The organism is Variovorax sp. Root434 (assembly GCF_001426595.1).
GTDB lineage: Bacteria > Pseudomonadota > Gammaproteobacteria > Burkholderiales > Burkholderiaceae_C > Variovorax.
Genome location: NZ_LMEK01000012.1, coordinates 641426 through 659110 on the forward strand (window position 1 = coordinate 641426; position 17685 = coordinate 659110).

At 69.0% G+C, this 17685-nt stretch carries 20 protein-coding genes; 5 read left to right on the forward strand and 15 right to left on the reverse strand.

Annotation, left to right across the window (positions count from 1 at the left end; translation table 11 throughout):
- Positions 1-8: 8 nt before the first annotated feature.
- Positions 9-1502 (reverse strand): TIGR01777 family oxidoreductase, encoded by a 1494-nt coding sequence (locus ASD05_RS13545; RefSeq protein WP_056592867.1) that lies wholly within the window; start codon positions 1500-1502, stop codon positions 9-11.
- Positions 1499-2173, reverse strand: coding sequence for a DUF4166 domain-containing protein (locus ASD05_RS13550; protein WP_056592870.1), 675 nt, complete (start codon positions 2171-2173; stop codon positions 1499-1501). The genes ASD05_RS13545 and ASD05_RS13550 overlap by 4 nt, the downstream gene beginning before the upstream one ends.
- 126 nt (positions 2174-2299) lie before the next feature.
- On the opposite strand from ASD05_RS13550, the gene queA reads away from it, so the two are divergent.
- Positions 2300-3343, forward strand: a complete 1044-nt coding sequence (gene queA / locus ASD05_RS13555; protein ID WP_056592873.1) for a tRNA preQ1(34) S-adenosylmethionine ribosyltransferase-isomerase QueA — start codon at positions 2300-2302, stop codon at positions 3341-3343.
- 5 nt (positions 3344-3348) lie between these two features.
- Positions 3349-4521 (forward strand): tRNA guanosine(34) transglycosylase Tgt, encoded by a 1173-nt coding sequence (gene tgt / locus ASD05_RS13560; protein ID WP_056592876.1) that lies wholly within the window; start codon positions 3349-3351, stop codon positions 4519-4521.
- A 9-nt stretch (positions 4522-4530) separates the two neighbouring features.
- On the opposite strand, the gene ASD05_RS13565 is transcribed toward tgt, so the two are convergent.
- Entirely contained in the window at positions 4531-4896 is a 366-nt protein-coding gene (locus tag ASD05_RS13565) for a hypothetical protein (protein WP_056594387.1), read from the reverse strand.
- Between the two features lie 136 nt (positions 4897-5032).
- On the opposite strand from ASD05_RS13565, the gene ASD05_RS13570 reads away from it, so the two are divergent.
- Entirely contained in the window at positions 5033-5809 is a 777-nt protein-coding gene (locus ASD05_RS13570; protein ID WP_056592878.1) for an SDR family NAD(P)-dependent oxidoreductase, read from the forward strand.
- A gap of 132 nt (positions 5810-5941) precedes the next feature.
- On the opposite strand, the gene ASD05_RS13575 is transcribed toward ASD05_RS13570, so the two are convergent.
- The 7 genes from ASD05_RS13575 to ASD05_RS13605 all read right to left on the reverse strand — a co-directional run bounded on the left by ASD05_RS13575 (position 5942) and on the right by ASD05_RS13605 (position 12321).
- Positions 5942-6319, reverse strand: a complete 378-nt coding sequence (locus ASD05_RS13575; RefSeq protein ID WP_009124759.1) for a DUF3597 domain-containing protein — start codon at positions 6317-6319, stop codon at positions 5942-5944.
- Between the two features lie 91 nt (positions 6320-6410).
- Positions 6411-7526 (reverse strand): serine endopeptidase, encoded by a 1116-nt coding sequence (locus ASD05_RS13580; RefSeq protein ID WP_056592881.1) that lies wholly within the window; start codon positions 7524-7526, stop codon positions 6411-6413.
- Between the two features lie 18 nt (positions 7527-7544).
- Positions 7545-8300 carry a DUF2145 domain-containing protein gene (locus ASD05_RS13585; protein ID WP_056594391.1) on the reverse strand — a complete coding sequence of 252 codons (756 nt, stop codon included), beginning with the start codon at positions 8298-8300 and terminating at the stop codon, positions 7545-7547.
- A 44-nt stretch (positions 8301-8344) separates the two neighbouring features.
- On the reverse strand, positions 8345-8803 hold the full coding sequence (locus ASD05_RS13590; protein WP_056592884.1) for a hypothetical protein: 459 nt from the start codon (positions 8801-8803) through the stop codon (positions 8345-8347).
- A gap of 27 nt (positions 8804-8830) precedes the next feature.
- Positions 8831-9340, reverse strand: a complete 510-nt coding sequence (locus ASD05_RS13595; protein ID WP_056592887.1) for a YiaA/YiaB family inner membrane protein — start codon at positions 9338-9340, stop codon at positions 8831-8833.
- Positions 9341-9490: 150 nt separating this feature from the next.
- Entirely contained in the window at positions 9491-11443 is a 1953-nt protein-coding gene (locus ASD05_RS13600; RefSeq protein ID WP_056592890.1) for an MFS transporter, read from the reverse strand.
- A 14-nt stretch (positions 11444-11457) separates the two neighbouring features.
- On the reverse strand, positions 11458-12321 hold the full coding sequence (locus ASD05_RS13605) for a hypothetical protein (protein WP_200955426.1): 864 nt from the start codon (positions 12319-12321) through the stop codon (positions 11458-11460).
- Between the two features lie 146 nt (positions 12322-12467).
- Between ASD05_RS13605 and ASD05_RS13610 the strand changes: the two genes are divergently transcribed.
- Positions 12468-13202 (forward strand): helix-turn-helix domain-containing protein, encoded by a 735-nt coding sequence (locus tag ASD05_RS13610; protein WP_056592893.1) that lies wholly within the window; start codon positions 12468-12470, stop codon positions 13200-13202.
- Positions 13203-13206: 4 nt separating this feature from the next.
- Here the strand turns inward: ASD05_RS13610 and pyrF are convergent, their stop codons facing one another.
- The 5 genes from pyrF to ASD05_RS13635 form a co-directional block, all read right to left on the reverse strand.
- Positions 13207-14031 (reverse strand): orotidine-5'-phosphate decarboxylase, encoded by an 825-nt coding sequence (gene pyrF, locus ASD05_RS13615; protein WP_056592897.1) that lies wholly within the window; start codon positions 14029-14031, stop codon positions 13207-13209.
- 138 nt (positions 14032-14169) lie between these two features.
- Positions 14170-14952 carry a uracil-DNA glycosylase family protein gene (locus ASD05_RS13620; RefSeq protein WP_056592901.1) on the reverse strand — a complete coding sequence of 261 codons (783 nt, stop codon included), beginning with the start codon at positions 14950-14952 and terminating at the stop codon, positions 14170-14172.
- Positions 14949-15491 carry a ribosomal protein S18-alanine N-acetyltransferase gene (rimI, locus tag ASD05_RS13625; RefSeq protein WP_056592904.1) on the reverse strand — a complete coding sequence of 181 codons (543 nt, stop codon included), beginning with the start codon at positions 15489-15491 and terminating at the stop codon, positions 14949-14951. The genes ASD05_RS13620 and rimI overlap by 4 nt, the downstream gene beginning before the upstream one ends.
- A gap of 4 nt (positions 15492-15495) precedes the next feature.
- The gene (gene tsaB, locus ASD05_RS13630; protein WP_056592907.1) at positions 15496-16209 is read right to left on the reverse strand and encodes a tRNA (adenosine(37)-N6)-threonylcarbamoyltransferase complex dimerization subunit type 1 TsaB; all 714 of its coding nucleotides are present in this window, start codon (positions 16207-16209) and stop codon (positions 15496-15498) included.
- A gap of 34 nt (positions 16210-16243) precedes the next feature.
- On the reverse strand, positions 16244-17011 hold the full coding sequence (locus ASD05_RS13635; protein WP_056592909.1) for a DeoR/GlpR family DNA-binding transcription regulator: 768 nt from the start codon (positions 17009-17011) through the stop codon (positions 16244-16246).
- Between the two features lie 79 nt (positions 17012-17090).
- Here ASD05_RS13635 and ASD05_RS13640 point away from each other — a divergent pair, with 79 nt between their 5' ends.
- Complete coding sequence (locus tag ASD05_RS13640) at positions 17091-17678, forward strand: GDP-mannose pyrophosphatase (protein WP_056594398.1); 588 nt, start codon at positions 17091-17093, stop codon at positions 17676-17678.
- Positions 17679-17685: the final 7 nt, after the last annotated feature.

A 17685-nucleotide genomic window follows, 5' to 3' on the forward strand; every position in this document is an offset into this window, starting at 1 on the left:
ACGGGCTTCTAGCGCGGGCGGCAAAGGTCCGTCAAGGCGCTGCGGGCATCGGGGAACATGAACTGGAAGCCGGTGCGCAGCAACTGCGCGGGCACCACGCGCTGGCCTTCGAGCAGCAGGTCGGCCTGCTCGCCAAGCAGCAGCTTGACGGGCGCGGCAGGCGTGGGCATCCAGCAGGGGCGGTGCAGCACGCTGGCGGCGACGCGGGTGAATTCTTCCTGGCTCAGCGCGCCGGGCGCGGTGAAATTGAAAGCCTGCGCTGTCGCTGGGGCCGCGGCCCGTTCGGTCACGCTCCACACATGCGCCATCGCGCGGACCAGGTCATGCACATGCACCCACGACAGCCATTGCCGCCCGCTGCCCAGCCGCCCGCCCATGCCGAGCCGGACCGGCATCAGCAACTGCGGCAGCGAGCCCTGGTGGCCGAGCACGAAGCCGAAGCGCATGCAGGCCACGTGCACACCGTGCGCGACAGCGGCGCGTGCCGCCTGCTCCCAGCGCCGGCACAGCTGCGACATGAAGATGTCTTGCGGCGGCGCATCTTCGGCGAGTTCGGCAGCGTCGCCCTGCGGCTGGACGCCGTAGTAGCCGATGGCGGAGCCCGAGAGCAGCAGCCACGGCTTGCGCGGCCGCGTGGCGATCCATGCCACCAGCTGCTGCGTCAGCCCTTCGCGGCTCCTGAGCAGCTGCTGCCGTCGCCGTTCGCTCCAGCGCATGCCCAGGATTCGCGCGCCCGCGAGGTTGACGACCACGTCGACATCGTCGGCCGCCGGGACCTGGTGGAGCGATTGCACGCAGCGCACCGCGCCGCCGAAGCCCCAGGCGGCCGAGCGCGCATCGCGCGTCCAGACCGTCACCGCATGGCCGTCGGCCAACAGGTGGCGCACGAGGATCTGGCCGATGAAGCCGGTACCGCCCGTCACCAGCACATGCTGCGGCTTGGTGCCGAAGCGCACCGGCGCCAGGGCATCGCGCGCCTGCGCCTGCTTCTGCTGCCCGAACAGCGCGCGCGCTGCGAAGCCATCGCGCAGGCCCGAGAGCCCCACGCCCACGCCGCACAACGCCAGGAATGCGCTGAGCCAGCCGTGCGGCTGCCACACCATCGCGGTCGGCTGCGCGGCCCAGCCGACCGCGCTCATCGCCAGCAGCGCGATGAACGCGCCGGCGTTGATGGCCAGCACCGTGTGCGTGACCCGTTCGGTGGGCGGCAGCAGGCGGCTGCCGTCCTCGACCACGAAGTCCCACAGCGTGAGCACGATCTCGACGCCGAACACCGCGAGCAGCACCCACGCCCACACGCCGTGCCAGGCCCACGCCGACAGTCCGAGGAACAGCGCGCAGTAGATGGACGAGCGCGTCGCGTGGATCGCCAGCTCGCGCGCCGCCGTGCCGCGCCGCGGCAGCGCCTCCGTGCCCTCGTGGTGGTAGAGCGTGTCGAAGGCGCCCAGCACGCCCTGAGCCGCCATGAGCTGCAAGGCCAGCAGGTGCGTGTCGAGCGTCATGCGGCCACCGCCTGCGGCTCGGCCACTTCCTCGAACACGCCGACCTGCGTGAAGGTGGTGCCCATCAGCCAGTGGCGGATCTCGATGCGGATGTTGAAGCGCTCGGGCGTCTCGTTGTGGTGCCAGAGGAAAGTCTTGCCTGGCGTGAAGAGGCCCGGCAGCGGAATGCGCCAGCCGAACACGTCCCAGAAATAGCCGTCGCTCTGGAAATGCAGGCTGCCGTTCTCCACGCTCAGCACCAGCTTCATGCCCAGGCCCATGCCGACGTACTCCAGCACCTCGCCGCGCTCGCTCTCGCGCATGAAACTGGTGAACTGGATCGGCTTGCGCCCGTGCAGGCGGTAGATGCGCTGCTTGTAGATGGCGGGGTCGCCGGGCCTGGCGTAGACCTGGATCTCCACCGGAAAGTGGCTGTCGCTGTAGGGGATCAGCGCGCCCTGGATCATCGGCTGCGTGAGGTGCCCCAGCAGCTTGCCGAAGCGCGAGCAACGCAGTTCGCTGAGCGCGCCCAGGTAGTGCAGCGCCTTGCCGGGCGAGGGGTTCTTGTCGAAGCGCCGGCGGATGTCGGGGTGCAGTCCCATCCAAGCGCCGCCCAGGATCTTCTTGAAGAGCTCGCCTTCGGAAGGAGGAGCAGGGGCTGGCGGGACGCGCGCGACGGAGGAATCGACCATGCGTCGATTCTGCCTCGGCAACCCCTTGCCGGGCCCGTGATCCCGACCCATGGGACAATCGCTCGCTTCCTGCATCCTTCTCTTCCCATGCCTCCTTGGCACGGGCCCGTCCGGCCCTCAAGCACCATGCGCGCCTTCACGCTTTCCGATTTCGATTTCGCCTTGCCGCCCGAGCTGGTGGCGCAACACCCGGCCACCGAACGCACCGCCTCCCGTCTGCTCGACGGCACCGGGCCCGCGCCAGTCGACCGCATCTTCAAACACCTGCCTTCGCTGCTGCGCGCGGGCGACCTGCTGGTCTTCAACGACACGCGCGTGGTCAAGGCGCGCCTGTTCGGCGAGAAGCCGACCGGCGGCAAGCTCGAGCTGCTGGTCGAGCGCGTGCTGCAGGGCCACGAGGTGGTCGCCCACATGAAGGTCAGCAAGAAGCCGCCCGTGGGCACCACGCTCGAGATGGCCGGCGGCTTTCGCGCCACCCTGCTCGGGCGCTGGCCCGACGAGCAGGGCGCGCTGTTCCGCTTCGGCTTCGAGAGCGATGCGGGCGAAGATCCCTACGCGCTGATGCAGCGCTGCGGCCACGTGCCGCTGCCGCCCTACATCACGCACACCGATTCGGCCGACGACGAGAGCCGCTACCAGACCGTGTTCGCACGCGTGCCCGGCGCGGTGGCCGCGCCCACGGCCGCGCTGCATTTCGACGAAGGCCTGCTGGCCGAGCTCGAAGCACGCGGCGTGCAGCGCGCCAACGTCACGCTGCACGTGGGCGCCGGCACCTTCCAGCCGGTGAAGACCGAGAACATTTCAGAGCACACGATGCATGCCGAGCGCTACGAAGTGCCCGAGGCCACGCAGCGCGCCATTGCCGAATGCAAGGCACGCGGCGGCCGGGTCGTTGCGGTCGGCACGACCACGGTGCGCACGCTCGAATCGTGGGCCAAGAGCGGCGAAGCCACGGGCGACACGCGCATCTTCATCACGCCGGGCTTCGTGTTCGAACACGTCGATGTGCTGGTGACGAACTTCCACTTGCCGAAGAGCACGCTGATGATGCTGGTCTCGGCCTTCGCGGGCTACGAGCACGTGATGGCGCTGTATGCCCATGCCATCGCCCACGGCTACCGCTTCTTCAGCTATGGCGACGCCATGCTGCTCGCGCGACAAACGGACTGAACGACATGCTGAACTTCGAACTCCTCAAGACCGACCCCGACAGCCACGCGCGCCGCGCCACGCTCACGCTCAACCACGGCAAGGTGCAGACGCCGATCTTCATGCCCGTGGGCACCTACGGCACCGTCAAGGGCGTGATGCCGCGCAGCCTCGAGGAAATGGGCGCGCAGATCATCCTGGGCAACACCTTCCACCTGTGGATGCGCCCGGGCCTGGACGTGATGGCGAGCTTCGGCGGGCTGCATGGCTTCGAGAAGTGGGACAAGCCCATCCTCACCGATTCGGGCGGCTTCCAGGTGTGGTCGCTGGGCGCGATGCGCAAGATCAGCGAGGAAGGCGTCAAGTTCGCCTCGCCCGTCAACGGCGACAAGCTGTTCCTCACGCCCGAGGTCTCGATGCAGATCCAGACCATCCTGAACAGCGACATCGTGATGCAGTTCGACGAGTGCACGCCCTACGACACCAAGGGCCACATCACGACCGAGGCCGAGGCGCGCATCTCGATGGAGCTGAGCCTGCGCTGGGCCAGGCGCTGCCAGAGCGAATTCGCACGACTGGAGAACCCGAATGCGCTGTTCGGCATCGTGCAGGGCGGCATGTTCGAGAACCTGCGCGAGGAATCGCTCGCAGCGCTGGTCGACATGGACTTCCCGGGCTACGCCATCGGCGGCGTGAGCGTGGGCGAGCCCAAGGAAGAGATGCTGCACATCATGGGCCACACGCCGCACCGGCTGCCCGCGAACAAGCCGCGCTACCTGATGGGCGTGGGCACGCCCGAGGACCTGGTGCAGGGCGTGGCCGACGGCGTCGACATGTTCGACTGCGTGATGCCCACGCGCAATGCGCGCAACGGCACGCTGTTCACGCGCTTCGGCGACCTGAAGATGCGCAACGCGCGCCACAAGAGCGATCCGCAGCCCATCGACCCGAGCTGCACCTGCCATGCGTGCGCCGGCACATCGGGCGTGAGCTGGAACGACGGCGGACGCGAGGGCTTCAGCCGCGCCTACCTGCATCACCTCGACCGTTGCGGCGAAATGCTCGGGCCGATGCTCACGACCATCCACAACCTGCATTACTACCTGAACCTGATGACCGAGATTCGCGCGTCGCTCGACGCGGGCACGTTCACCGAGTTCCGCGCGCGCTTCAAGTCGGAGCGGGCGCGAGGCGTCTGAGGCTTCTTCTTACTTCGGGGCCTGGATGGGCAGCGGGGTGGCGTAGGGCTCGATACGCAGCGCCTCGTTCTTGAAGACCACGATCTGCCTGAGCGGCGCCTGCACCAGCGCGCCGCCCGAGTCCTTGTGCGAGGCGTACTGCCACAGCGTGAGCTGGCCCTTGGCCGCCAGCTGCGCGGCCAGCCGCTCCACGGCGGGGCCGGAACCCGCGCCGAGCAGCGCCGCGTCGGCGCCCACGATCACCTCGTCGCGCGGCGAGACCACCTTGAAGAGCTGCACGGGCGCCGGCGCCTGTGCGCGCACGGAACGCACCGCCAGGGCGGCGGGAAGAAGCGCGAGCGCCAGGACGGCGCGGCGGTGAAAGGTGTTCGTCATGGGCAGGAGCGTAGCCACGCCGGCCGGCGCTGCCCATTCGCCGGAAGCCATACGCCGACCGGCAACCCCGGGCTCGCCGGGGGCCCGCTCATCCGCTACGCTTGCCTTCCGTTTCCACTGCTGTTGCCGCATTCCCATGACCAACGCATCTTCCCCCTACACCGCCCGCTATCCGTCGCTGGCCGGGCGCACCGTGTTCATTTCCGGCGGCGCGAGCGGCATCGGCGAATCGCTGGTGCGGGCCTTCCACGCGCAGGGCGCGAAGGTCGGCTTCTGCGACCTCGACGCCGCCGCCGGCAACGCGCTCGCAGCGCAGCTGCAGGGCGAGCACCCTGCGCTGTTCCAGGCCTGCGACGTGACCGACACGGCCGCGCTCGGCGCCACCATCGACGCGGTGCGCCAACGCTTCGGCCCGATCGCCGTGCTGCTGAACAACGCGGCCAACGACCGCCGCCACGAGATGGCCGACGTGACCAGCGAGGACTTCGACCGCCTCGTGGCCGTCAACTTCAAGCACCAGTTCTTCGCCGCGCAGGCGGTGGCGGACGACATGCGTGCGCTGGGCGGCGGATCGATCATCAACTTCGGCTCGATCAGCTGGATGATCAAGGGCCGGGGCTACCCGGTGTACCAGGCCTGCAAGGCGGCCGCGCGCGGCCTCACGCGTTCGCTGGCGCGCGACCTGGGCAAGCAGAACATCCGCGTGAATTCGATCGTGCCGGGCTGGGTGATGACCGAGCGGCAGATCAAGCTGTGGGTGAAGCCCGAATCGGGCGCGGAGATCGATGCGGCCCAATGCCTGCCGGGCCGCGTGATGGCGGAAGACATCGCTGCAATGGCGCTGTTCCTCGCGGCCGACGATTCGCGCATGTGCACCGCACAGGACTACGTGGTGGACGCAGGCTGGACCTGAAACAGGCTCGCCCCCAGGCTACGCGCACTTCGTGTCGCTTCGCCAACCCCCTACCGGGGGCAACACCTGCGGCCCGGCGAAGCCGGTTCCGCGGTGTTTCTGGAAAAAGAAAATTCCCAGGTACCGATCTTCTTAGTCGCGCAGTTCGGCTGGCAGCGTGCCGCCATTGGCGGCGATGCGGCTCATCACCTGCTTGTGCAGGCCGATGTTCCATTCGGCCGAACCCGGCTCGCCATCGCTGTAGAGAATTTCGCTGGCCAGTTCCTTGCGCGCGGCGAGGCTGCTGTCCAGGCCCAGCAACTTGAGCAGGTCGACGATCGAGGTGCGCCAGTTCAGGCCGGCGGCACCAGGCATCGCGTCCAGGACGGCGGGCACGTCGCCCAGCGGGATCGCAGGCGGCGGTGCGGCAGCGGCCGGCGCGCCCGGTGCAGCCGCCGGCGGTGCGGCGACGACTTCAGCGGCGTTGGCCGACGGAAAAATCTTGGAAAAAATCTTGCCGAAAATGCTCATGGGTGTACTCCGTCAATGTGAATGGGAAAACCCGCGGCACGGCGTTGCGTGCCGCAGCCTCGGGTTGTAGCACGCCCGTGCGGCGGTTCCGCTACGTGGCCGGCAGAACCGGGGCACCCGGCGTGACCGATTGCGCAGTGCCGGTCACAGGTGTGTGCGGCGACTGCGCCTGCGCGCCCGCCGAGGTGCCGCAGGCATGGCAGAACTTCGAGAACGCGCTCTTGCGCGTCTCGCACTGGCCGCAGTGGTCGAACAGGCCGATGCCGCAGTGCGGGCAGAAGTCAATCTCGTTGTTCTTCAGGTCGACCGGCCGTTCGCAGCCTGGGCATACGCTCTTGCCCAGGCGCGCCAGGGCGACGTCGTAGCTCAGCTCCTCGCGGCGCACCTGGTCGGGCTGCTGCTCGGCGAGTTTCTGGCGCGCCAGGTAGCGGTTGAGCGCGATGATCGCGTAGCGCCCCACCAGCACGGTGAGCAGGATGCCCACCACGTAGCGCACGTAGCCGCCGTAGCTCGGCAGGTAGGGCACCAGCTCGACGAAGAAGGCGAACAGCGCGAAGAAGATAAAGCCCCACACGAACGGCCACCAGGTGCTCTTGCGCTTCTTCACGAAGAGCCAGCCGGCCACGACGAGCAGCGGCAGCGTGAGCGCCAGCCGGTAGGCGAACACGCGCAGCTCGATGCGGCGGTACTCGGCGTCGAGCTTGACCTGCGCGTCGCGCTCCAGCACCGACAGCGCCTCGGAGGCGCGCTGCTCGGCCTGGCGCGCGTCGAGTGCGATCTTCTGCTGCGCGTTGACCTTGCGCTGTAGCTCCTCCTCCTTCTGCTTGAAGGCGTCGAGCGCCTTGGTGCGCGCGATGAGCTCGGTGTCCTGGTCGGGCTGCGCGGTGGCGCGCCGTGTGGAGATCCAGTTGCCGAAGGTCTCGCGTGCATTGGCGCTGGCCTGCTGCGCGGCGTTGAGCTGCAGGCGGATCTGGTCGAGGTCGCGCGCGGCCTGCAGCTCGGCGGCTTCCGAGGCCTTGACGGTGGCGCGCAGCGGCTCGGCCGCCGGCTTGTCGATGAAGTCGTCGATGCCGCGCACGCGCTCGACCTGCGGCAGGTCGCTCACGACGGTGCTGCCGAGCCCGATGAGGAAGCTCGCGAACACCAGGGCCACCAGCCAGAGGCCGCGGCGGAACCATTTTTCGGAAAGGCGCAAGGATTTGCTCATGTTGTTTTCTCCACGTTCTTATTGAAGCTTCAAGGTCACCGGCGCCGCGCCGAGCCCGGCACGCGGCAACCATGCGAACACCGAATCGACCGTCACGGTCTCGATGCGGTCCGAGAAGCGCTTGTCGTTCGGATGGTCGTCGAAGGCCACGTTGGCCGAGCCTACGCGCCCGCCCAGCCGGGTGAGCGGGCCGAGCTTCAACGTGGTCGGCTCGTAGCCCTTGAACTGCAACCAGGCCTGCGCCTGCGCGCGGCTGCCGATGGTGGCGGGCTCCATGGCGGCGGCCAGCGTCTCGACGGCCCACTGGTTCGACTGCTGGTACTTCCGGCCCCAGGCGTAGCTCACGATGCTGTAGGGCGCGGTATGCAGCCGCACGATGCGCGCGGGCGGTTCGTTCAGCGCGACCAGCAGCTGCGCCTGCACCTGCGGCGTGGGCACGGCCCAGGCCGCCTCGTAGCGCCACAGGTCGTCGAGAAAGAACTCGCCGAGCCCCTGGCGGTAGACGGCGGCCACCGCGGTGCCGCACTGGTTGAGCTTGTGCACCACGCGCCACGGGCCGGCATCCGTCTTGTAGGCGAAGCCCAGGTGCGAGTAGCGCAGGCCGTACTTGCTCAGGTCCTGCCCCGCGCGCGCCAGGATCACGACGCGCGCGCCGCTGGCGTCGAGCGCCTGCGAGGTGCGCTCGGCCAGCTGCATGCCCTTGACGATCACTTCAGGCGTTGGCTTGGCCTGCTCGCATGAGCGGCCGGCCTGCGCCTGCATCGGCACGGCCATCGCGGCTGCGACGGCGAGCCAAGCGAACACGGCCAACGCGGATTTCACGACAACCTCTCGTTGTGGAGCAGCGCACGGCCGATGGCATTGGGCACGAAGGCCAGCACCTCGCCGGCGGCCGACAGCACGACGCCCGTGCCGATCACGCTGACGAGGACGCTGGTGCCCACGGCTTTCGACACGCCTTCGGCCGCGCGGCCCGCGACCTTGATGCTGGCGCGCGCGCCGTCCGAGGCGCGTTCGAGCAGGTACACCGTGCCGTCGGCGGAGGCTTCGATCGCGATCACGGTGAGCGTCGAGCCGCCCACCGACAGCGCGGCGGGCAGCGCGACCGCCGTGGTGGCCGAGGCCCCCACAGCAGAGGCTGCGACCACCACCGACGCCACGGGCATCAGCGAGAGGGCCACGGAGGCGTCGCTCTGCGCCTGGGCTTGCAAGGGAGCCGAGACGCCGGCAAAGGCAGTGCAGGCGGCGACGAGAACGGCGGCAATCGACTTTTTCATGATGGGCTTTCGTTGATCGGACGCGGGTTAATCGGCAGCAGAAGAAGAAGCAGCTTCGGCACGGGCCATGCGGCGGCCCTGCAGGCGGGCTTCGGCCATGTCGGCTTCGTGGCGGTCGCGCAGCGTCTTGGCCAGCGTGAAGGCCGAGCTGATCAGGAACAGCCAGCTCACGCCCAGGAAGGCCTTGTAGGCCTCGTTGATCTCCATGCGCACGAGGCCCCAGCCGGTCAGGCCCATCGCGGTGAAAAAGCTGCCCCAGACGACCAGCTTCCACATCGGCACGTCGCGCGTCGCTTCGGCGCTGCGCTCGGCGGCCTGCTGGCTGTCGCGCACGAACTTGGCCAGCATGAAGGCGGTGCTCAGGCAGAACACGTAGCCCATCACCATGAACGCCCGGTCCAGCGCCTCGCCCGGCAGCCAGCTCAGGCCGGTGGCGCACAGGAAGACGGCGATCGCGAACGAGGCCCAGGCCTGGAACTGCCAGGCCCGCGTGTCGCGCTGGATGAAGACGGTCGTGGTCGATGAGAGGGGTTGCATGTGTGCCTCGCGGCGTAGTGAAGGTGAGCGAATGATGGTTCGCTCCCGCACCGCGGGGCTTGAATGCTTGCACCAGTTGCGGTTTTCAGCGCCGCCGGTATCTGCAATCGATACTTTCCGGTGCCTTGCGCGCCGGAAAGGAGCTGCGCCTCAGGCGGCCAGCAGGGCGCTCACACGCTGGCGCAGCGACTCGGGCTGCACTTCCACCGGCGGCACGGGACCGCCGACGTTCAGTCCCACGCGGCTGAAGAAGCCGCGGCGGAAGGGCTTGGCCATGGCCACGCGCTCACCGCCGCGCAGCTCGATGCGGCTGAAGTACGAGCCCCAGAGATTGGTCAGCGCCATCGGGATCACCGGCGGCTCGATGCCCTGGGCGCGCGCGCCTTCAAGGATCTTCATCACACCGCCCTTGAACGGCTGCAGCTCGCCGTCGCGGGTGATCGCGCCTTCGGGGAAGATCGCGAGCAGGTCGCCCTCGCGCAGCACGCCGATCGCCTTGGCAAAGGCCGCCTCGTAGGCCGCGGGGTCTTCCTTCTGCGGCGCGATCGGAATGGCCTTAGCCAGCTTGAACAGCCAGCCCAGCACCGGCACCTTGAAGATGCGGTGGTCCATGATGAAGCGGATCGGCCGCGGGCTCGCCGCCATCAGCAGCACCGCGTCGATGAAGCTCACGTGGTTGCACACCAGCACCGCCGCGCCCTCGGTGGGAATGTGCGACTCGCCCTTGATGTCGAAGCGATAGACGAAGCGCGACAGCACCCAGGCCACGAAGCGCAGCAGGTACTCGGGCACCAGCATGAAGATGTAGAACGCCACCACCGCGTTGGCGATGCCGGTGAACAAAAAGATCTGCGGAATGGTGAAGCCCGCGCCCAGCAACGCGCCCGCGATGACCGAGCTGCCGATCATAAACAGTGCATTGAGGATGTTGTTCGCCGCGATGATCCGCGCGCGGTGCGTGGGCTGGCTGCGCAGCTGGATCAGCGCGTACATCGGCACGCTGTAGAGGCCCGCGAACAGCGACAGCAGCGCCAGGTCGGCCATCACGCGCCAGTGGGCGCCCTGGCGCACGAAGGCGCCGATGCCCATCTCGGGCACGGCCGGCAGGCCGCGCGACGCGAAGTACAGGTCGACGGCGAACACGCTCATGCCGATCGCGCCCAGCGGCACCAGGCCGATTTCCACCTGCCGGCGGCTCAGCGTCTCGCACAGCAGCGAGCCAACGCCGATGCCCACCGAGAACACCACCAGCAGCAGCGAGGCCACCTGCTCGTCACCGTGCAGCACTTCCTTCGCGAAGCTCGGGAACTGGCTCAGGAACACCGCGCCGAAGAACCACATCCACGAGATGCCCAGCAGCGAGCGGAACACCACCACGTTCTGGTTCGCGAGCTTGAGGTTGCGCCAGGTCTCGCTGATCGGGTTCCAGTTGATGACCAGCCCCGGGTCGGTGGCCGGCGCCTTTGGTATGGCCTGCGCCACGCCCCGGCCGACCAGCGCCAGCAGCACGCAGCCCACCGCCACGCTCATGTGGCCGATCTGCGGCACCGCCACCAGCAGCCCGCCCGCCACCTGCCCGAGCAGGATGGCGACGAAGGTGCCCATCTCGACCATGCCGTTGCCGCCCGTGAGCTCGCGCGCGTCGAGCACCTGCGGCAGGTAGGCGAACTTGACCGGCCCGAACAGCGTGGAGTGCAGGCCCATGAGGAACACGCAGCCCAGCAGCACCACCGCGTCGGCCCGCACGAAGCCCCAGGCCGCGAGCACCATGATCGCGATCTCGAGGTTCTTGACGAAGCGGATCATCTTCGTCTTGTCGAACTTGTCGGTGAGCTGGCCGGAGGTGGCCGAGAACAGAAGGAACGGCAGGATGAACAGCGCGCCGATCACCAGCCCCGCCATGGCCGGCGGCATCCAGCTCAGCTGCAGCTGGTAGGTCACCATGACGGTGAAGGCGAACTTGAACAGGTTGTCGTTCGCCGCGCCCGCGAACTGGGTCCAGAAGAAAGGCGCGAAGCGCCGCTGCCTGAGGAGGGCGAACTGGTTGGCGTGGGCGTTCTCCTCGTGAGCCACGGGCGTGGCTGCGGCTGCGGGATTTGTCATTCGAAGAGTGCTCCTCATGCGGCCACGGCGGCGGCGCCCGGATTGTGCCGCAGCGCAGCTTCCCAGCGCATCTCCAGCTTGCGCAGCGCGAACACCACGGGCAGCCCGGCGAGCGAGGCGGTCAGGTGCTTGAGCGTGTGGCCCGACACCGTGTGCTGCGTGAATTCGTAGATCGGGTGGTCGGCCAGCTCGAACGCCTTGGCCAGCACGTAGAAGAAGATGACCCAGCCGAGCTTCAGGCCGAGCGACTTGCGCATCGGCGTGGCCAGCGCCAGCGTCACCACCAGCGCCATGCCGCCGAACTGCACGAGCGCCCAGGGCATGACGTTGCCGGTTTCCTGGAACACCTCGGCCGAGAGCAGGCCGGCGGTCAGCACGAACCAGGCGGCGGGCCAGCCGGCGCGCTGGCTCACCCGCTCGCAGACCGCCACGCCGATCAGCCCGGCGAAGGCCACCGCCATGCCGGCGCGGTCCGCGGCGAGCCGGGGGGCGTCGGGCACGAGGTGGAAGAAGGCCGAGCCCGCGGCGGTGGCGATCAGGCCGGCGAAGAAGAGCCAGGCGCAGTCGAGCGTGTTGTCCGGCGGATCGCTGGCGGGCGGGGCCAGCGGAAACTGCGACAGCGCCTCCTGGTGCGAGCGGTCGATGCGGTTGAGCCGGTACAGGCCCCACAGGCCAATCACGACGAAGGGGATGTTGCTCAGTACGTCCATGGCGTTGGGCAGCCCGTGCCAGGCGCGGTTGTCGGCGAACACCGAGGCGATGGCGACCTCGGCGGCCGGCAGCTCGGGGCCGAAGAAGGCGATCAGAGTGAGCAGCGCGAAGGTGAATAGCAACCCGCGTTCGCGGCGGCTGAGTCGGCTGGCAAGAGGCAGGAGCATGGCGGTCCTCGGTGGGTGGGTCGGTACGAGCCGCGAATTTAGGCGCGGGCCGCTCCACAGGCATCGAGAATCGATACGAGGCACTAATTCACTCCTGCCGGTATCTCCAATTGATACTTATCGGCGCCCGTGTACGCTTCCGGGCCATGAGCACCACCGTCGATCTCGTCCAAGCCCTCAAGAACGAACTCAAGAGCGCCCGCATGACCTACGCCGACCTGGCGCGGTCGCTCGACATGGCCGAATCCAGCGTCAAGCGGATGCTGGCCAAGAGCGACATGCCGCTGTCGCGCGTGGACGCCATCTGCCGCGCGCTGAAGATCGATTTCGCCGAGCTGGCGCGCCGCGTGGCCGATGCCCAGCCGCTGCTGAAGGAGCTCACGCACGAGCAGGAAAAGGCCGTGGTCAAGGACAAGAAGCTGCTGCTGGTGGCCATCAGCGTGCTGAGCCAGTGGACGCTGGAGCAGATCGTGGCGGCCTACCGCATCAGCGAGGCCGAGTGCATCGGCTGCCTGGCGCAGCTGGACCGCATCGGCATCATCGAGCTGCGCCCGCTCAACCGGTATCGCCTGAAGCTCGCCAAGACCTTCCGCTGGCGGCCGCACGGCCCGGTGATGGAGTTCTTCCGCGAGAACGTGGTGCTGGACTACTACCGCGGCGGCTTCGACGGCCCGGCCGAGGGGCTGCTGCTGGTGCACGGCTCGATCAGCCGTTCCCTGGCCCCGGCCTTCCTGGAGCGGCTGCAGCGCGTGGCGCAGGACTTCGCGCAGCAGCACCAGACGGACCAGAAGCTGTCGGCGAAGGACCGCGAGGGCTATACCCTGCTGCTGGGCATGCGCAACTGGGAGTTCGAGCTGTTCACCCGCCTCCGCAGAGCCTGAAGGATCAGGGCTTGGCGGATTCCAGCGCGTCCCGCGTCGTGCGCGCGGCGCTCTTCGCCGCATCGGCGAAGTCATCGCCCGACGACGCGTAGATGATGGCGCGCGACGAGTTCACGATGATCGGCGCATCGGCGCGCCAGCCGGCACGCACTGTGGCGACCGCGTCGCCGCCCTGGGCGCCGACGCCCGGAATCAGCAGCGGCACGGTCGGCGCGAGTTCGCGCACGCGCTCGATTTCCGCCGGGTAGGTCGCGCCCACCACCAGCCCGAGCTGGCCGTTGAGGTTCCACGGCCCCTGCGCCAGCCTGGCCACGTGTTCGTACAGGAAGGGCTGCCCTTCGACATCCGCCAGCCGCTGGCCCTGCAGGTCGGAACCGCCGGGATTGCTGGTGCGGCACAGCAGGAACGCGCCCTTGCCTTCGTGCTTGAGGTACGGCGCGACCGAGTCGAAGCCCATGAAAGGCGACAGCGTCACCGCATCGGCGCCGTAGCGCTCGAAGGCCTCCAGGGCGTACTGTTCGGCGGTGGAGCCGATGTCGCCGCGCTTGGCGTCGAGGATCACGGGCACGTGGGGCGCATTGCGGCGCATGTGCTCCATCAGCTGTTCGAGCTGGGCTTCGGCGCGGTGGGCCGCGAAGTAGGCGATCTGCGGCTTGAAGGCGATGACCAGGTCGGCCGTCGCGTCGACGATGCGCGCGCAGAAGTCATAGATGCGGCTGGCGTCGCCCTTGAGCTGTCCCGGGAATTTGGCTGGCTCCGGATCGAGCCCCACGCAAAGCAAGGAACCGTTTTTTTGCTGTGCGGCGGCCAGCTTGTCGAGGAAAGTCATGGGGTCCGATTTTAAGGATGCCCGCGCACTCGCCCGCCACCTGCCTGCGAACACCGCGGAACCGGCTTCGCCGGGCCGCAGGTGTTGCCCCCTGCAAGGGGGTTGGCGAAGCGACACGAAGTGCGCGAAGCCTGGGGGTCAGCCCTGTTCAGCGGCCAGGCAGAGGTCGGCCCAGGCGCGTGCCTTGTCGGCGGGATTGCGCAGCAGGTAGGCAGGGTGGTAGGTCGCCACCACCGATGCGCCGCCGGCGGAAGCCAGCGGCATGGCGCGGCCGCGCAGCTTGCCCAGCGGGTCGCCGCTGCGCATCAGGCTTTGCGCGGCCAGCGGGCCCATTGCCAGCACGATGCGCGGTGCGAGCGCGGCGGCATGCTCGTCGAAGGCCTCGTCCATGGCACGCGGGCTGCCGGGCTGGCCGGCGGCCACGCCACGGTGGGTGCGCATGAGGTGCACGGGGGTCTTGCCGTCGTGCAGCTTCAGCGCACGCAGCATGTTGTCGAGCAGGCGGCCGGCGTCGCCCGCGAAGGGTTCGCCGTGGCGGCCGTCGGCCTCGGGCGGCATGTCGGCCACGACCAGCCAGCCGCCCTGTGTGGATTCGGTGCCGGCGTCGGCATAGAGACGGCAGGGCGCCTCGACCAGCACGGCGGCGCCTCCGGCCAGTGGCGCAGCGGCCGGACGGACAGCCGGTGCGGGGGGCGGCACGGGTGCCGCGACGGGCCGGGCCACGAGCGGCGGCGGTGCGGCCACCGGCATTTCAGCCTCCACGCGCTCGCGGACGACCGCCATCTCTTCGGCGGCTGCAGCGGAAGCCCTTCCAAGCGCCGCCTCGGCGGCCTCGGGCACCGGCCACCAGACCTTCACGCCCATCTCGTCGAGCATCGCGCGCCGGCGGGCGTCGAGCTTCAATGTCTGCACCGCGCTCATCGCAAGGCTCCCCAGGCGCTGCCTGTTTCATTCAAGCGCAGGCTCATGACGACCGCGTCCTCGCGCTTGCCGTCATGCGCCGGGTAGTAGCCCTTGCGCACGCCGACGCTGCGAAAGCCGTTGCGCAGGTAGATGTCGAGTGCGCGCTGGTTGCTCTGGCGCACCTCGAGCCAGAGCCACTGCGCGCCCTCGGCCCGCGACCAGCCGCCCAATGCCTCGAGCATGAGCGGCGCCCAGCCCTGGCGCTGGAAGGCCGGCGCCACGGTGATGTTCAGCAGGTGCACCTCGTCGACGCCCTTCATGGCGACGTAGTAGCCGATCAGCGTCTCGCCCAATTGGGTGAGCGGCGAGCTCACCCCGGGCGCCATGCCGGGCGCCAGCAGGCACTGGCAGTGGTAGCCCACGGCCATGGAGTCGGTGAAGTTGGCGCGCGTCCACGGATGGCTGTAGGCCGTCTGCTCGACCGCGCAGACGGCATCGATCCGCTCGACGGTGAGCGGTTCGAGGCGGGCTTCGACGGGCTGGAGGACGGCGCTCATGCGATCAATGGGCTGCTGCGGCTGCGGCCGCCTTGATGGCGGCGCGCTCTTCGGTGGTTTGCGCCACTTTATCGCGAACATAGAGCGGCCAGGCCTGTGCCGCCGGCACGGTGCGCCCGGCCACGAGCAGCGCGGGGGCCAGCCGCAGCATCGCGGTGGCGGTCGGCAGCGCGTCGTGGCGGGCGGCGGCCGGGGCCAGACGCGGGCCGTAGGCGGCGAAGGCGTTGCCGGCGAGCGCCCAGCCGGCGGGCACTTCCAGTGCTTCGGGTGACAGCAGCAGGGGCTCGTCGTTCCCGCCGAGCGGGCCGTCGGCCTCGAAGTCGTAGCGCGCGGCGTAGAGCTGGTCCATGCGCGCATCGAGCACAGCGACCACCTGCTTCGCGCCGAAGGCGTGGCGCGCTTCTTCGGCCACGGCGAGCAGCGTGTCGACCGGCAGCAGCGGCACGTTGGCGCCGAAGGCCAGCCCCTGCGCCACCGAGCAGGCGGTGCGCAGGCCGGTGAACGAACCGGGGCCGCGGCCGAAGACGATGGCATCGAGTTCGCCCAGCGCGAGCCCGGCTTCGCCCAGCAATCGCTGGATCAGCGGCAGCAGGGTGGTCGAGGCTTGCGCGCCGCCCACGCCGTTGTGGGCGTGCAGCGTGTCGCCGTGCAGCACGGCCACCGACAGGTGCTCGGTGCTGGTGTCGAAGGCGAGCAGCTTGGGCAAGGCGAGGGGCATCCGCCGATTATCGAGGGACGGCCAATTCCCGGGCTCACGCGCCGTTATCGCTGCGCAGAATCGCCAGCCCCGCCTTGCGCAGCGGCGCCAGCGCCCGGGCCGGCACGTCCGGCGACACCAGCAGGCTGGTGGCCGATGCCACCGGGTTGACCACCCACGCCGACGCCGCCCCGATCTTTTCCGACGAGGCCAGCACGACCGTCTCGGCCGCCGCTGCCATCAGCGCGCGCTTGATCTCGGCTTCTTCCAGGTCGCCCGTCGTCAGCCCCGCCTCGGCGTGCACGCCGGTGACACCCATGAAGTACGTGTCGGCATGGATGCGCGCAATGGCCGCCATCGCCGCCGAGCCGACCGCCACCACCGAATGCTTGAAGAGGCGCCCGCCGATCAGCACCACCTCGATGCCGGCATGCGCCACCAGCTCGACCGCCACCGACGGGCTGTGCGTGACCACGGTGGCCTGCAGGTTCGCCGGCAGATGGCGCGCGAGCTGCACGGCGGTGGTGCCGCCGTCGATGAACACCACCTGCCCCGGCTTCACGAGGCGCGCGGCCGCGCGGCCGATGGCGACCTTTTCGTCGGGCGCGAGCTGCTGGCGCCGGGCGAAGTCGGCTTCGGCCGCCGCGACCGGCAGCGCCCCGCCGTGCACGCGCTGCAGCAAGCCTTCGGCCGCCAGCTCGCGCAGGTCGCGGCGGATGGTGTCTTCCGACAGGCCGAGTTCGTCGCTGAGCGCCTTCGCGACGACGTTGCCGTCGCGCTTCAGGACCGAGAGGATGTGTTGCTTGCGCTGGCTGGTGAGCATTGCCCGATGGTACCGGCGTGACCGACGGATTGCACGTTTTTCATTGTTTTTGCACGAATATGCACATATGCTCGCAGTCATGACCATCCAAGACCGCGTCCGGGTGCACGAAGTCACCCTCCTTTCCGACAACTGGTACACGCTGCGCACCACCGCCTTCGACTGGCGGCGCAACGACGGCCAGTGGCAGCGCATGCACCGCGAGACCTACGATCGCGGCAACGGCGCCACGCTGCTGCCCTACAACCTCGCGCAGCGCAGCGTGCTGCTGACGCGGCAGTTCCGGTACCCGGCCTTCGTCAACGGCCACGACGGCCTGCTGATCGAAGCCGCGGCCGGCCTGCTGGACAACGCCGCGCCCGAGGAGCGCATCCGCGCGGAGGTCGAGGAAGAGCTCGGCTACCGCCTCGGCGCCGTGCAGAAGATCTTCGAGAGCTTCATGAGCCCGGGCTCGGTCACCGAGAAGCTGCACTTCTTCGTCGCGCCGTACGAGTCCTCGATGCGCATCGGCGCGGGCGGCGGGCTGGCGGAAGAGGGCGAGGACATCGAGGTGCTGGAACTTGGCATCGACGAGGCACTGGCGATGGTGGCCGACGGCCGCATCGCCGACGCCAAGACGGTCATGCTGCTGTACCACGCGAAGCTGCACCTGTTCTCGCCGAGATAATCGGCGC

Coding starts and splice junctions, on each gene's coding strand:
- tsaB (WP_056592907.1), bottom strand. CDS start 16,209: ATGCCCCTCGCCTTGCCCAAGCTGCTCGCCTTCGACACCAGCACCGAG.
- ASD05_RS13575 (WP_009124759.1), bottom strand. CDS start 6,319: ATGAGCATTTTCGGCAAGATTTTTTCCAAGATTTTTCCGTCGGCCAAC.
- ASD05_RS13545 (WP_056592867.1), bottom strand. CDS start 1,502: ATGACGCTCGACACGCACCTGCTGGCCTTGCAGCTCATGGCGGCTCAG.
- ASD05_RS13580 (WP_056592881.1), bottom strand. CDS start 7,526: ATGAGCAAATCCTTGCGCCTTTCCGAAAAATGGTTCCGCCGCGGCCTC.
- tgt (WP_056592876.1), top strand. CDS start 3,349: ATGCTGAACTTCGAACTCCTCAAGACCGACCCCGACAGCCACGCGCGC.
- queA (WP_056592873.1), top strand. CDS start 2,300: ATGCGCGCCTTCACGCTTTCCGATTTCGATTTCGCCTTGCCGCCCGAG.
- ASD05_RS13620 (WP_056592901.1), bottom strand. CDS start 14,952: ATGAGCGCGGTGCAGACATTGAAGCTCGACGCCCGCCGGCGCGCGATG.
- ASD05_RS13595 (WP_056592887.1), bottom strand. CDS start 9,340: ATGCAACCCCTCTCATCGACCACGACCGTCTTCATCCAGCGCGACACG.
- ASD05_RS13565 (WP_056594387.1), bottom strand. CDS start 4,896: ATGACGAACACCTTTCACCGCCGCGCCGTCCTGGCGCTCGCGCTTCTT.
- rimI (WP_056592904.1), bottom strand. CDS start 15,491: ATGAGCGCCGTCCTCCAGCCCGTCGAAGCCCGCCTCGAACCGCTCACC.
- ASD05_RS13550 (WP_056592870.1), bottom strand. CDS start 2,173: ATGGTCGATTCCTCCGTCGCGCGCGTCCCGCCAGCCCCTGCTCCTCCT.
- pyrF (WP_056592897.1), bottom strand. CDS start 14,031: ATGACTTTCCTCGACAAGCTGGCCGCCGCACAGCAAAAAAACGGTTCC.
- ASD05_RS13570 (WP_056592878.1), top strand. CDS start 5,033: ATGACCAACGCATCTTCCCCCTACACCGCCCGCTATCCGTCGCTGGCC.
- ASD05_RS13640 (WP_056594398.1), top strand. CDS start 17,091: ATGACCATCCAAGACCGCGTCCGGGTGCACGAAGTCACCCTCCTTTCC.
- ASD05_RS13610 (WP_056592893.1), top strand. CDS start 12,468: ATGAGCACCACCGTCGATCTCGTCCAAGCCCTCAAGAACGAACTCAAG.
- ASD05_RS13605 (WP_200955426.1), bottom strand. CDS start 12,321: ATGCTCCTGCCTCTTGCCAGCCGACTCAGCCGCCGCGAACGCGGGTTG.
- ASD05_RS13585 (WP_056594391.1), bottom strand. CDS start 8,300: ATGGCCGTGCCGATGCAGGCGCAGGCCGGCCGCTCATGCGAGCAGGCC.
- ASD05_RS13635 (WP_056592909.1), bottom strand. CDS start 17,011: ATGCTCACCAGCCAGCGCAAGCAACACATCCTCTCGGTCCTGAAGCGC.
- ASD05_RS13600 (WP_056592890.1), bottom strand. CDS start 11,443: ATGACAAATCCCGCAGCCGCAGCCACGCCCGTGGCTCACGAGGAGAAC.
- ASD05_RS13590 (WP_056592884.1), bottom strand. CDS start 8,803: ATGAAAAAGTCGATTGCCGCCGTTCTCGTCGCCGCCTGCACTGCCTTT.